Source organism: Fictibacillus sp. 23RED33 (assembly GCF_015903925.1).
In the GTDB taxonomy this organism is placed as follows: Bacteria; Bacillota; Bacilli; order Bacillales; family Fictibacillaceae; genus Fictibacillus; species Fictibacillus phosphorivorans.
Window position 1 is genome coordinate 47,147 of the sequence record NZ_JACZDX010000012.1, and the last position, 12,127, is coordinate 59,273.

At 41.1% G+C, this 12,127-nt stretch carries 14 protein-coding genes and 12 tRNA genes; 25 read left to right on the forward strand and 1 reads right to left on the reverse strand.

Annotation, left to right across the window (positions count from 1 at the left end; translation table 11 throughout):
• Positions 1-194: 194 nt before the first annotated feature.
• The 12 genes from alr (at position 195) to IHV09_RS21150 (ending at position 9,960) form a co-directional block, all read left to right on the forward strand.
• Positions 195-1,367, forward strand: coding sequence for an alanine racemase (gene alr, locus IHV09_RS21095; RefSeq protein WP_197265411.1), 1,173 nt, complete (start codon positions 195-197; stop codon positions 1,365-1,367).
• Between the two features lie 141 nt (positions 1,368-1,508).
• Positions 1,509-1,790 (forward strand): CopG family ribbon-helix-helix protein, encoded by a 282-nt coding sequence (locus IHV09_RS21100; protein ID WP_066390801.1) that lies wholly within the window; start codon positions 1,509-1,511, stop codon positions 1,788-1,790.
• A 3-nt stretch (positions 1,791-1,793) separates the two neighbouring features.
• Positions 1,794-2,144, forward strand: coding sequence for a type II toxin-antitoxin system PemK/MazF family toxin (locus tag IHV09_RS21105; protein WP_066239453.1), 351 nt, complete (start codon positions 1,794-1,796; stop codon positions 2,142-2,144).
• 401 nt (positions 2,145-2,545) lie between these two features.
• On the forward strand, positions 2,546-3,364 hold the full coding sequence (locus IHV09_RS22730; RefSeq protein WP_305069395.1) for an STAS domain-containing protein: 819 nt from the start codon (positions 2,546-2,548) through the stop codon (positions 3,362-3,364).
• Positions 3,365-3,381: 17 nt separating this feature from the next.
• Entirely contained in the window at positions 3,382-3,738 is a 357-nt protein-coding gene (locus IHV09_RS21115; protein WP_066239455.1) for an STAS domain-containing protein, read from the forward strand.
• Between the two features lie 2 nt (positions 3,739-3,740).
• A complete protein-coding gene (locus IHV09_RS21120) occupies positions 3,741-4,142 on the forward strand; it encodes an anti-sigma regulatory factor (RefSeq protein ID WP_066285716.1) in 402 nt (133 codons plus the stop codon).
• 11 nt (positions 4,143-4,153) lie between these two features.
• Positions 4,154-5,161 (forward strand): PP2C family protein-serine/threonine phosphatase, encoded by a 1,008-nt coding sequence (locus IHV09_RS21125; protein ID WP_197134378.1) that lies wholly within the window; start codon positions 4,154-4,156, stop codon positions 5,159-5,161.
• A gap of 63 nt (positions 5,162-5,224) precedes the next feature.
• Entirely contained in the window at positions 5,225-5,557 is a 333-nt protein-coding gene (locus tag IHV09_RS21130; protein WP_191755225.1) for an STAS domain-containing protein, read from the forward strand.
• On the forward strand, positions 5,554-6,042 hold the full coding sequence (gene rsbW / locus IHV09_RS21135; protein ID WP_197134381.1) for an anti-sigma B factor RsbW: 489 nt from the start codon (positions 5,554-5,556) through the stop codon (positions 6,040-6,042). The genes IHV09_RS21130 and rsbW overlap by 4 nt, the downstream gene beginning before the upstream one ends.
• A complete protein-coding gene (sigB, locus tag IHV09_RS21140) occupies positions 6,008-6,799 on the forward strand; it encodes an RNA polymerase sigma factor SigB (protein ID WP_066390807.1) in 792 nt (263 codons plus the stop codon). Before rsbW ends, sigB begins: the two co-directional genes overlap by 35 nt.
• A complete protein-coding gene (locus IHV09_RS21145) occupies positions 6,796-7,407 on the forward strand; it encodes a SpoIIE family protein phosphatase (protein WP_197134384.1) in 612 nt (203 codons plus the stop codon). Before sigB ends, IHV09_RS21145 begins: the two co-directional genes overlap by 4 nt.
• A gap of 423 nt (positions 7,408-7,830) precedes the next feature.
• Positions 7,831-9,960 (forward strand): Tex family protein, encoded by a 2,130-nt coding sequence (locus IHV09_RS21150; protein WP_197265413.1) that lies wholly within the window; start codon positions 7,831-7,833, stop codon positions 9,958-9,960.
• Positions 9,961-9,996: 36 nt separating this feature from the next.
• On the opposite strand, the gene cmpA is transcribed toward IHV09_RS21150, so the two are convergent.
• The gene (gene cmpA / locus IHV09_RS21155) at positions 9,997-10,119 is read right to left on the reverse strand and encodes a cortex morphogenetic protein CmpA (protein WP_137792088.1); all 123 of its coding nucleotides are present in this window, start codon (positions 10,117-10,119) and stop codon (positions 9,997-9,999) included.
• Between the two features lie 99 nt (positions 10,120-10,218).
• Between cmpA and IHV09_RS21160 the strand changes: the two genes are divergently transcribed.
• From IHV09_RS21160 to IHV09_RS21220, 13 genes are all read left to right on the forward strand, one after another.
• Complete coding sequence (locus tag IHV09_RS21160; RefSeq protein ID WP_197192190.1) at positions 10,219-10,677, forward strand: SprT family protein; 459 nt, start codon at positions 10,219-10,221, stop codon at positions 10,675-10,677.
• A 176-nt stretch (positions 10,678-10,853) separates the two neighbouring features.
• Positions 10,854-10,928, forward strand: a tRNA-Asn gene (locus IHV09_RS21165).
• A 3-nt stretch (positions 10,929-10,931) separates the two neighbouring features.
• Positions 10,932-11,022 (forward strand) — tRNA-Ser (locus tag IHV09_RS21170).
• Positions 11,023-11,025: 3 nt separating this feature from the next.
• A tRNA-Glu gene (locus IHV09_RS21175) sits at positions 11,026-11,100 on the forward strand.
• Between the two features lie 34 nt (positions 11,101-11,134).
• Positions 11,135-11,210 (forward strand) — tRNA-Asp (locus IHV09_RS21180).
• Between the two features lie 15 nt (positions 11,211-11,225).
• Positions 11,226-11,300, forward strand: a tRNA-Gln gene (locus tag IHV09_RS21185).
• Between the two features lie 41 nt (positions 11,301-11,341).
• Positions 11,342-11,417: transfer RNA gene (locus IHV09_RS21190), tRNA-Lys, on the forward strand.
• A 15-nt stretch (positions 11,418-11,432) separates the two neighbouring features.
• Positions 11,433-11,516 (forward strand) — tRNA-Leu (locus tag IHV09_RS21195).
• Between the two features lie 51 nt (positions 11,517-11,567).
• Positions 11,568-11,653 (forward strand) — tRNA-Leu (locus IHV09_RS21200).
• Between the two features lie 35 nt (positions 11,654-11,688).
• Positions 11,689-11,765 (forward strand) — tRNA-Arg (locus IHV09_RS21205).
• A gap of 10 nt (positions 11,766-11,775) precedes the next feature.
• A tRNA-Pro gene (locus IHV09_RS21210) sits at positions 11,776-11,852 on the forward strand.
• Between the two features lie 7 nt (positions 11,853-11,859).
• A tRNA-Gly gene (locus tag IHV09_RS21215) sits at positions 11,860-11,933 on the forward strand.
• Between the two features lie 11 nt (positions 11,934-11,944).
• Positions 11,945-12,021, forward strand: a tRNA-Ile gene (locus IHV09_RS21220).
• The last annotated feature ends 106 nt before the right edge of the window (positions 12,022-12,127 follow it).

A 12,127-nucleotide genomic window follows, 5' to 3' on the forward strand; every position in this document is an offset into this window, starting at 1 on the left:
TTTACATTGTCGAGGATTGTAGACTCGTGGATAAAGTAGCAAAACTTTTGGATTGAGAACAAAAACTCGTGGATAAACTCTCAAAACTTTTTGATTGTACATACATATTTGTGGATTGAATATTAGGATGCTTACATAAATCACGCTAAGAGGGTAAAATAGAAGGCAGCAATCTAAACAGGGAGGCAAACATCATGGATAAACATCATTATTATCGAGACACGTGGGCGGAAATTGACTTAGACAAGATCAGTCAAAATGTAGAATCATTTAAGAAACATCTCCCTGATCAAAAGATTATGGCTGTTGTAAAAGCAAATGGTTATGGCCATGGCGCTTTTCAAATTGCAGAAGAAGCTTTGAGGTCTGGAGCAGAGTGGCTTGCTGTAGCGATGCTCGATGAAGGATTAGCTTTACGTAAACAAGGAATCTCAGCACCGATTTTAGTTATGAACCGGGTTAGACCAGAATATGCTAATCTTGCGGCAGAAAATGAATTAAGCCTTACCGTCTTTCAAAAAGAATGGCTGATTGATGCGGAACCACATGTTAAAGACACAAATCACCGTGTGAAGGTTCATCTGAAGATCGACACCGGTATGGGGCGAGTAGGGTTTAGAGAAGAAAGTGAGTTGCGAGAAGTAGCGCACTTCATCAAACAATCATCTACGTTTGAAGCAGAAGGTGTATTTACCCATTTTGCAACAGCAGACGAATGGGAATCAGAACTTTTTGAGAAACAGAGAAAGAGCTTTATTAAATATATAGACTTGCTTAACACATGGGGATTGAATCCAGCTCTCATTCACAGTGCCAATAGCGCTGCGGCTCTTAGAAAAGTAGAAGGGCCTTTCAATCTGGTTCGACTCGGAATCAGTATGTACGGATTGGCACCATCTAACGAATTAAAACAAGACTTGCCTTTTCCGCTCCAAGAGGCGTTCAGTCTGCACTCTCAGCTCATTCATGTTAAAAAACTGATGCCTGGGGATACTGTAAGCTATGGAGCTACTTATACAGCAACAAAAGAGGAGTGGGTAGGTACACTTCCAATCGGCTATGCGGACGGCTGGCAAAGAAGATTTTCCCCAGGAGCTTCGGTGCTTATAAAGGGGGAACGAATGCCGATCATCGGCAGAATCTGTATGGATCAATGTATGGTTAGGCTGCCAAAGAGACTAGATGTTGGTGAAGTTGCTACTTTAATAGGAAATCAGCGGTCAGAGAGAATAGAAATGGATGAGATCGCGCGTATCGCAAATACGATAAATTATGAAATTCCGTGCCTCATTTCTGCTCGAGTGCCGAGAGTTTATACGAAAAAGGGTCGAATTTTAGAAAATATGAATGTAATTCTAAATTTTTAGCAGAATATTAGAAGGACTATTAAAAATTTTGTAGAATAAATACTTTGAAATCGCTTTGCAAATGGATTATTGAAGTGATAAGATTAAATGTGGTTAAAAGGAATTTGATCGTAGTATAGCTTTGCGCTGGAGGTGTATGTTGTGTCCGAATTGAACACAAAACGAATAGTGATTAGTCTTCCTCAGAAATTACTAAGTGAGGTAGATCGCGTCATAAAAAAAGAAAATTTGGACCGCAGCGAATTTATCCATCAAGCTACTGAGATGTTTCTTCGTGAGCGGAAGAATAAGCGTCAGTTTCGTGATGAGATGAAACAAGGTTACATGGAAATGGCTAAGATCAATCTAACGATTGCTTCAGAAGCATTTATGTTAGAGGAGGAAGCCGATCATACCTTGGACCGCTTAGTTAGCGGGGTGTAGTCCTTGATAGTCAAACGCGGAGACGTTTACTTTGCAGATCTTTCACCGGTAGTTGGATCAGAACAAGGCGGAATTCGTCCTGTACTGATTATACAGAATGATATCGGGAACCGTTTTAGCCCTACTGTTATCGTTGCAGCAATCACAGCTCAAATTCAGAAAGCTAAACTTCCAACACACGTTGAAATAGATTCAAAAAAATACGGCTTTGAACGGGATTCAGTTATTTTGCTTGAACAGATCAGGACGATTGACAAGCAAAGATTAACAGATAAAATAACACAACTGGATGAAGACATGATGCGCAGGGTAGACGACGCATTGCAGATCAGTACTGGTCTGGTTGATTTTTAATTTTATAACATCATTTAGGAAACTGTCTGACGGGGATGTCTGGCGGTTTTTTATTTTTTTACTGAAGTTAAAAGGATAGTTGGAACACTAGGTACAATTTTCCTATTATGCAAAAAGGATTCATAAGGTGTTTAGAGCGTTATCAGGTATTTTAATGAAAGAAGATAAACTTTAAGTTTTAAGGTTCATATTACTCATTCTCTGACTCAGCAAGGAATGAACCCCTTTTAATGGGAACAAGTATACGAATACTATTTAAATATTTTTGTAAAAAAATACATGTTTAGCTTTTTGAATCTTGGGTTATATATCCAAAGCTAGTAAAAGAGTAAACATTGCACAATATATTCAGAAGTGAAATAATAGAATTGAGACTACATGTAGTGGGGGTGCAAGAAAAATTGGACAACTTGATTGTACAGATGATCAATGAAAATCAAGAAACCCTAAAAAATAATTGGCTTAAAGAAGTTAAGCTTTTTAAAGAAAAAGAACTGATTGGAACAACTTTAAAGTTTAGTGAAGAAACGGACCAACAGTTTTTTGCTATGTTGATTAAGCACATTAATTTTCACGATATTTCTAAAGACGGAACACTTGATGATTTTTTTGATCAAGTTCTTCATACAGGTTTACCATTAAGTTATTTAACACAAGGACTTCAAGCGGCACGTCGTGTCGTTTTAAATCTTTTAGTGGAAACGGAAAACGACAAAGAGAAGGTGTCGGCTGTATACCGTGAGATCGATCGCTGGTTAGATCCGATTCTAAATCGCGTTGTTGAAAACTCCTCTCAGATTTGGGAGAGAACCGTATCCGTTCAAAAAACGGCATTATTAGAGCTTTCTGCTCCATTAATCCCAGTATTCAAAAATATCAGTGTTATGCCTCTTATCGGATCGATTGATACAGAGCGTGCGAAGCTGATTATGGAAAACCTTTTAAACGGAGTGATCAAGTATCGCTCGGAAGTGGTATTGATTGATATTACGGGAGTACCGGTCGTTGATACGATGGTTGCTCATCATATTATTCAAGCAGCAGATGCTGTGCGTTTATTAGGTTCTACGTGTATCCTAGTAGGAATACGTCCTGAAATTGCACAAACGATCGTAAGCTTAGGAATTGATCTAAGTCTGTTCCCGACGAAAAGTACGCTTCAAAAGGGTATGGAAAACGCTCTGGAAATCACAAATCAGCAGTTAATTAGCAATAAATAGGGAGTGAGAGTAAAAAAATGAGAATTCCTATTTTAAAATTGCACGAATATTTATTGATCACCATTCAAGTAGAGATGGATGATCAGACAGCTCTTCAATTTCAAGAAGACTTACTAAATAAAATTCACGATACAGGTGCGAAAGGAGTTGTTATTGACCTAACGTCAGTAGATATGATCGACTCCTTTATAGCTAAGGTTCTTGGAGATGTAGTGAGGATGTCAAAATTAATGGGAGCTCAAGTTGTATTAACAGGAATACAACCGGCAGTTGCTATTACTTTAATTGACCTTGGAATTTCAATGAGGGAAGTTTCGACAGCACTTGACTTAGAACAGGGGCTTGATAAATTGCGTCTGGAACTGGAGGGATGACTATGGACATCCAATCCTGTGTGGAAGTACGCAACGAGTGGGACATCGTAAGTGCCCGTCAACTTGGAAGAAACATGGCGAAAGAGTTAGGTTTCGGAAACGTTGATCAAGCAAGAATAACAACAGCGATATCTGAACTCGCTCGTAATATCTACTTATATGCGGGACGAGGTAAGATTTGCATTGAACCAATCGATCAATTAGGAAGAAAAGGACTGCGAATCGTAGCCTTAGATAATGGTCCTGGAATTCGAGAGATCCGAAAAGTTATGGAAGATGGATATACCACTTCTGGCGGATTAGGAGCTGGGTTACCAGGCGTGAAGCGTTTAATGGATGAATTCTCAATCGAATCCACAGTTGATGTGGGAACGGAGATATCAGCTACTAAATGGCTTCGTTAGGAGGAGAGCTCTTGACTGCAAAAGACGCACTAACGGAACGTTACCAAGATTTATTATCGGTCTATCTAAAAGCTAAAACAGAGACGACCCTCTATAAAGGGCAACAATTCAGCAGGAAGTTATTAGAACAGCAGATATCACCAGAAGATCTTGTCAGTTTACACATTCAAGTGATGGATCAGCTGTTTCCGGATATGTCTGAAGAAATGAGAGATTCTTTTGACTTCCTGCTCGAAGCGATGATCGGCTACGGATTTGCTTACCGCGAGCATCAAAGCTTACGTGATAAGCAACAACAGCTTGAATCAGAGATTGAAGTTGCCGCAAGCATGCAGCAAACGTTACTGCTCAGTGATGTCCCAGGATTTGATCAGTTGGACATAGGGGTTGTCAGTGTTCCAGCGAAAAAAATGAACGGTGATTATTATAATTTTGTTAAGAGCGGCAACAGTTTAAGTGTCGCGGTAGCAGACATCATTGGTAAAGGCATACCCGCTGCACTGTGTATGTCTATGATTAAATACGCGATGGACAGTTTGCCTGAAGAACAGATGAAGCCTCATCTGCTTTTAGAAAACTTAAACCGTGTTGTGGAACAAAACGTTCATAGTAACATGTTCATCACCATGTTTCATGGGGTATATGAACCAGAAAGTCATAAATTTTACTATGCGGGTGCTGGTCATGAACCAGGCTTTTTCTATCACGCTAAGGAAGACGAGTTTCAGGACTTGATCGCAAAAGGTCTTGTACTCGGCGTATCCAGAACAACCACCTACCATCCTTATGAAAAGATGATAGAAGTGGGAGACATGGTGATCCTTCTGTCAGACGGAGTGACTGAGTGCAGAACGAGCAAAGGATTCATCGAAAGAGAAGAAGTTGTTTCTCTTATTCGTAAATATATGGATCTGCCCTCTCAAAAGATTGTTGAGAATGTATTTCAGGAGCTTGATCGCCTTCAAGGCTTTGAGCTCAGAGATGATTTTACTTTAATTATTTTAAAACGACTGGTTTAATCAGTATTTGATTAGGGTAAAGGTACCTTATATGGTTCCATACAAAGCTTGGGGGGAAATAAAATGAATTTGCAAATAAATCAAGATCAAATAAATGAAACATACGAATTAAAGCTAACAGGAGAAGTCGATGCTTATACGGCTCCTAAGTTAAAAGAAGTGATGCTTCCGTTAACAGAGACAAAAGGAAACATCGTAATTGTAGATCTTTCTGGAATTGAATATATGGACAGTACAGGGCTAGGTATTTTCGTGGGAGCTTTAAAATCTTCCAAAGCAAATAGCAGCTCTTTAAAATTAAGAGGCATGACAGAACGCGTTAAGCGCATTTTTGAAATTACTGGATTAACAGAAGTAATGGATATTGAAAGTGGAGTAAAGGGGGAGGCGCTATGAGAACAGCGTCCGACTATATTGAAATGAAGGTCCCTGCAAAACCGGATTATGTGGGCGTCGTCAGGCTAACGATTTCAGGCTTGGCAAACCGCATGGGTTTTGCGTTTGACGAAATTGAAGATATTAAGATTGCAGTATCAGAAGCTGTGACTAACGTTGTAAATCATGCCTATACTGATACCGATGAAGACAAAGGCCAAGTTCGTATTGGCTGTAATATATATGATGACCGCATGGAAATTACGGTTGTCGACCAAGGAAAAAGCTTTGACGTCGAATCTATCTCAAAAAATCTTGGCCCTGTAGATGGTAAATCAGTTGATCAACTGCATGAGGGAGGTTTAGGCCTCTTTCTGATAGACACATTAATGGACAAGGTAGAAATAAGCAGTGAAGCCGGTGTCGTTGTAATGATGACGAAGTATCTTCACAGAGATGAGGTGGAGGAACATGTCGACAGAATCTCACCAGCGCCTTCACAGTAAAGAACAAGTCTATGCTTGGATTGATGAACTGCAGCAAGACCCGAAGAATGAAGAGATTCAGACTAACCTTGTGTTGCAGTATCAAGACTTAGTTCATTCACTAGCTCGGAAGTTTTCTAAAGGCAAAAGCATCCATGACGATTTAGTACAAGTCGGTATGATCGGATTGCTTGCCGCTTTTAGAAGGTACGACAAAACGTTTGGAAGATCATTTGAATCATTTGCTGTTCCTACAATCGTTGGGGAGATCAAACGTTTTATCCGTGATAAAACATGGAGTGTCCACGTACCTCGTCGAATTAAGGAACTAGGTCCAAGAATCAAGAAAGCAGTGGAAGAACTAACTACGCGTTTACAGAGATCACCGAAAATCTTTGAAATTGCAGAGTATCTAGAAGTTTCTGAAGAAGAAGTTTTAGAGACGATGGAGATGGGCAAAAGTTATCAAGCTCTATCCGTGGATAGTTCTATTGAAGCTGATCAAGAAGGAAGTACGGTTACATTACTCGATCTAGTTGGTTCCAATGATGTTGGTTTTGATCAGATTGATAAAAGGATGCTTTTGGAGAAAGCTTTTGCTGTTCTTTCTGAACGCGAACGCGAAATTCTTCAATGTACGTATTTCGAGAATTTAAGCCAAAAGGAAACGGGAGAACGTTTAGATATCTCTCAAATGCATGTGTCACGACTTCAACGACGAGCACTTGAAAAGCTAAAAGAAGCGTTGCGTGTATCACCTTCGGAGGCTCTTAGATGATCGAACACTATCAGTTTAGCAAGGCATCTGTTTCCTCTTATCAAAAACCGAAAAAGGGAAATGATCTTTGCGGAGATAGTTTTTATGTGAAAGAAACGGAAGATTATTTGATTTGTGCAGTGGCGGATGGTCTAGGGAGCGGTAAGATGGCGAAAGAAGCTTCTGGGGCCGCTACTGATATTATCGATCAAAATCATCATGAAACTGTCGAGGGATTAATGCATCTTTGTAATGAAGGGCTTAGACATACTCGTGGGGCCGTGATTGCCATCGTTAAAGTCGATTATCATAATCATACAGCTACTTATTCAGGAGTTGGTAACATCCGTTTTATGATCTCTGCTGAAAGACAAAGAGCGATACACCCTTTACCGAAAGTCGGGTTTCTTGCAGGAAAGCCTGAAAAGTTTAAAGTACAAGACTTTAAATTCGAGAAAGAGTTAACTTTGATGCTTTATTCCGATGGTATGGATATTCATACACAAAGCCGTTCGTTGTTAACGAAAATGATATCACCAAAAGAGTCGGTCCTCTATATTAGTGGATTGCCTCAAGACATCAATGACGATGCAACTTGTCTCGTCGGACAAATAAATTTGATTTCGTAAAACATCACCTTCATTAGTTTGTAGGGTGGTGTTTTTTGTTTTGAATTTCTAAAAGATTATTTCGTTTAATTCCTCGTCTACTTTGACAGTTGATTGGAATGGAAGGTGCGTGCCAGCCACATGAGATACTTCTTGCAAGGCATGCGACGAGGAAGCTTACTACGGAGTATTAACTTTTAGACGCAGGAGCAAGGAACTTCTAAAGGTGGGCCGCCCTTAAAGTGGAAGTGGCTCACCGCCTGCCCCGCGGAAAGCGAGCAACCTGGAATGGAAATCAACGACTTACAAGAAAATGGTCTACAAACTCAGATATAACCAATGCAATTTTTACGCCACCACTTCCTTGGTTTATAATAGTACTAATTGATTGAAAAAGGAGTGTTCTTATTGGGACAACCTATTAGTGAACAAGCGTTGAAAACAATGGAAACAGAATTGAACGTAAAAGGAAAACAAATCAACCAGGTTATTGCTCTTTTAGAAGAAGGGAACACGGTCCCGTTTATCGCGCGTTATCGAAAAGAATTAACGGGTGGTTTAGATGAAGTACAGATCAAAGATATTATGGACCGATGGACATATCTGCAAAACTTAGCTTCACGTAAAGAAGAGATTCTTCGTTTAATAGAAGAACAAGGAAAACTGACTGAAGAATTAACAGCAGCAATTGCAAAAGCCCAAAAGCTTCAAGATCTAGAAGATATCTATCGTCCATATAAACAAAAGAGAAGAACGAAAGCGACTGTAGCGAAAGAAAAAGGTCTCGAACCGCTAGCTTTATGGCTGTTAGAGCAAAGAAATGATGACCCACTAACTGAAGGTGCGGCATACATAAATGAAGAAAAAGAAGTGCATTCTGCTGAAGATGCATTGACAGGTGCCAAAGATATCATCGCTGAAATGCTGTCTGACAATGCTGATATGCGAAAATGGATTCGGGAAGACACATTTTCAAAAGGTGAGATCAAAACAGATGGTAAGAACACGGAATTGGATGAGAAGAAAGTGTTCGAAATGTACTACGAATATCAAGAACCCATCCGTAAGATTGTTCCCCATCGTGTTTTGGCCGCCAATCGTGGGGAGAAAGAAAATATTTTAAGAGTAGGTATCGCTGCTCCTTCCGAACTGATCGTTTTAAAGATGGAGAGAAAAGTAGTGAAACGCTCGAGCTCACCAGCAGCACCTTTTATTATAGAAGCGATTGAAGATGCATATAAGCGATTGATTGCACCTTCCATCGAACGAGAAATTCGCGCGGCATTAACCGAACAAGCGGAAGAGCGTGCGATTCATATTTTTTCTGAAAATGTAAGAAGTCTTCTATTACAAGCACCTCTAAAAGGAAAAGTTGTTCTAGGTGTTGACCCCGCTTACCGAACGGGTTGCAAACTAGGTGTAGTAGATGAAACCGGGAAAGTGCTTCATATTCAGACGATCTATCCGACACCGCCTCGATCAGAGGTAGAAAAATCGGCAGCAATCGTGAAGAAACTAATCGACCAATATGATATCGAGATCGCTGCAATCGGAAACGGTACGGCATCACGCGAAACAGAACAGTTTATCGCAGAGACGTTAAAGGACTTAGAGAGATCGGTAGCATATGTGATTGTTAACGAAGCGGGAGCGAGTGTATATTCCGCATCCACGGTCGCTCGAGAGGAATTCCCTGACCTTCAAGTTGAAGAAAGAAGCGCGGTATCCATTGCGCGAAGACTTCAAGACCCATTGGCCGAGCTTGTAAAAATCGATCCAAAATCTATCGGAGTTGGCCAGTATCAGCATGATGTTTCTCAAAAAAGACTTGGTGAAGAAATTTCATTTGTTGTGGAAACGGCGGTTAACCAAGTGGGTGTTAACGTGAATACCGCATCATCGTCTCTTCTTCAATATGTATCCGGGTTGTCCAAAACCGTTGCGCAAAATATTATCGTCAAACGAAACGAGGTAGGGAAGTTCAAAAACCGAACAGAACTTAAGAAAATTCCTCGTCTTGGTGCAAAAACGTATGAGCAATGTATCGGGTTTTTACGTGTAGTAGACGGAGATCAACCGCTTGATCAGACGGGTATTCACCCAGAGAGCTACCCTGCAACGAAAGCTTTATTGAAGGAGCTTGGATTCAAGCCAGCTGACATCGGCTCTGATGCTCTTGCGGAAAAGTTAAAATCACTTTCACTTGAAGCGACATCAGAAAAATTAGATATCGGCGTCCCAACATTAAAGGATATAATCGAAGGGCTCATGAAACCTGGTCGAGATCCTCGTGATGCTTTCTCTGGGCCAGTCCTAAAAACAGATGTTCTTAAGATGGAGGACTTGTCACAAGGAATGGAGCTGCAAGGGACCGTTCGAAACGTTGTAGATTTTGGTGCATTTGTCGATATAGGCGTCAAACAGGACGGGCTTGTTCACATTTCTAAACTTACCGAACGGTTTGTGAAAAATCCGATGGACGTAGTAAGTGTAGGGCAAGTCGTAACGGTATGGGTAGATTCTGTAGATGTAGCGAAACAGCGAATCGCTCTAACGATGATCGCACCTAAATAAAGGATACAACTCAAGATGAAGCACTTCTCCAGTGGATTACTCTTCACTGGAGGAGTGTTTTTTGTTATAAAAGAACCAGCATTGATTAAGTAAGCGGATTTGGTAACGGTCTTTTTGATAATAAGCACGACGGAGCTGTCTTTTAAACCATGTTGGCATATAGAGAACCTCCTTGAACTTCTTCCCAATCCGTTATTTGTGTATTAGTCTATGTATAGGAGCTTGTTGATGTGAACTTGAAATGTAAGGAGCTTGACCATGACGAATGAAGAATTGCAGAAGCTAACTGAGGAAATCTCAATTCAGTTCTTCAAAAAAACATTTCGCCACCAAGCGAGATTCAATAGAAGGCTGCGCACTACAGGAGGACGTTATCTTTTACGGTCCCATGATATAGAGATGAATCCTCATCTATATGAGGCATTCGGTATGGAAGAATTGATCGGGGTCATTAAGCATGAGCTAGTGCACTATCATATGCACATTGAAGGTAGAGGATATAAACACGGTGATGATGACTTCAAATTTTGGCTTAATAAAGTAGGCGGCTCTCGATTCTGTCAATCCATCCCGGAAAAAAGAAGAACAGAGAGTTATAAATACGCCTACATGTGCACAAACTGTATGCAGTCATATAAGAGAAAAAGGCAAATTGATACGAAAAGATATGTGTGTGGAAAGTGTAGGGGGAAATTAAAACAGGTTTCTTTAAAATAGGGTGTTGACTTCGATATTAAGTATGTGGTAATTTAATAAAGTCGCTGTTAGACATACCTATTACATAGCATTTAAAAGCAGGTATACTATAGCGAAAGCGGCTCAGAAAAAACTTCTAAAACTAGTTGACATCTGAGACGAAAACGATTATGATATTAATTGTCCTTAAAAGACATTCCACAGTAGCTCAGTGGTAGAGCTATCGGCTGTTAACCGATCGGTCGTAGGTTCGAGTCCTACCTGTGGAGCCATACAGAGAAGTACCCAAGTGGCTCAAGGGGCGCCCCTGCTAAGGGTGTAGATCGCTAACGCGGTGCGAGGGTTCGAATCCCTTCTTCTCTGCCATGTGGCCCGTTGGTCAAGCGGTTAAGACACCGCCCTTTCACGGCGGTAACACGGGTTCGAATCCCGTACGGGTCACCATATACTTTCATAAAAGTAATACCTATAGATTGATGGACTCGTGGTGTAGTGGTTAACATGCCTGCCTGTCACGCAGGAGATCGCCGGTTCGACCCCGGTCGGGTCCGCCATTATTTCTAAGGTGTTGGGCTATAGCCAAGCGGTAAGGCATCGCACTTTGACTGCGACATGCGTTGGTTCGAATCCAGCTAGCCCAGCCATTTTTTCTTTTTAAGATAAGTGTTTAAAACACTTCGAGTGAGAGCCATTAGCTCAGTTGGTAGAGCATCTGACTTTTAATCAGAGGGTCGAAGGTTCGAATCCTTCATGGCTCACCATTTTCAAATTAATATGCGGGTGTGGCGGAATTGGCAGACGCGCTAGACTTAGGATCTAGTGTCTTTGACGTGGGGGTTCGAGTCCCTTCACCCGCACCATATTAATTTTCTCAATAAGTTGCAGTGCTCATGCGCTGGCATCCTAGCCGCGCGGTCGTGGCGGAATGGCAGACGCGCTAGCTTGAGGGGCTAGTGGGGGTATCCCCGTGGAGGTTCGAGTCCTCTCGACCGCACCAACTTTAACTTATAACATAGAATACATTTTAAATATGCGCCCTTAGCTCAGCTGGATAGAGTGTTTGACTACGAATCAAAAGGTCGGGAGTTCGAATCTCTCAGGGCGCGCCATATTTACTTACGGGAAGTGGCTCAGCTTGGTAGAGCACCTGGTTTGGGACCAGGGGGTCGCAGGTTCAAATCCTGTCTTCCCGACCATACTTATGCGGGTGTAGTTTAGTGGTAAAACAAGAGCCTTCCAAGCTCTGGTCGTGAGTTCGATTCTCATCACCCGCTCCATTATTTTTTACGGGCCTATAGCTCAGCTGGTTAGAGCGCACGCCTGATAAGCGTGAGGTCGATGGTTCGAGTCCATTTAGGCCCACCATATGATCGTAAAAATGATCAAAAAAGAATTTTAAAAAAGTGCTTGACTTTATAACTTCCATTCGGTAAGATGATAAAGCTGTCTCGGAAAAAGACAAGCCAAACAA

What these genes read in the sequence shown, in the direction of transcription:
- alr (WP_197265411.1), top strand. Translation starts at nt 195, where the DNA reads ATGGATAAACATCATTATTATCGAGACACGTGGGCGGAAATTGACTTA.
- IHV09_RS21115 (WP_066239455.1), top strand. Translation starts at nt 3,382, where the DNA reads ATGAGAATTCCTATTTTAAAATTGCACGAATATTTATTGATCACCATT.
- IHV09_RS21120 (WP_066285716.1), top strand. Translation starts at nt 3,741, where the DNA reads ATGGACATCCAATCCTGTGTGGAAGTACGCAACGAGTGGGACATCGTA.
- IHV09_RS21130 (WP_191755225.1), top strand. Translation starts at nt 5,225, where the DNA reads ATGAATTTGCAAATAAATCAAGATCAAATAAATGAAACATACGAATTA.
- rsbW (WP_197134381.1), top strand. Translation starts at nt 5,554, where the DNA reads ATGAGAACAGCGTCCGACTATATTGAAATGAAGGTCCCTGCAAAACCG.
- sigB (WP_066390807.1), top strand. Translation starts at nt 6,008, where the DNA reads ATGTCGACAGAATCTCACCAGCGCCTTCACAGTAAAGAACAAGTCTAT.
- IHV09_RS21145 (WP_197134384.1), top strand. Translation starts at nt 6,796, where the DNA reads ATGATCGAACACTATCAGTTTAGCAAGGCATCTGTTTCCTCTTATCAA.
- IHV09_RS21150 (WP_197265413.1), top strand. Translation starts at nt 7,831, where the DNA reads ATGGAAACAGAATTGAACGTAAAAGGAAAACAAATCAACCAGGTTATT.
- cmpA (WP_137792088.1), bottom strand. Translation starts at nt 10,119, where the DNA reads ATGCCAACATGGTTTAAAAGACAGCTCCGTCGTGCTTATTATCAAAAA.
- IHV09_RS21160 (WP_197192190.1), top strand. Translation starts at nt 10,219, where the DNA reads ATGACGAATGAAGAATTGCAGAAGCTAACTGAGGAAATCTCAATTCAG.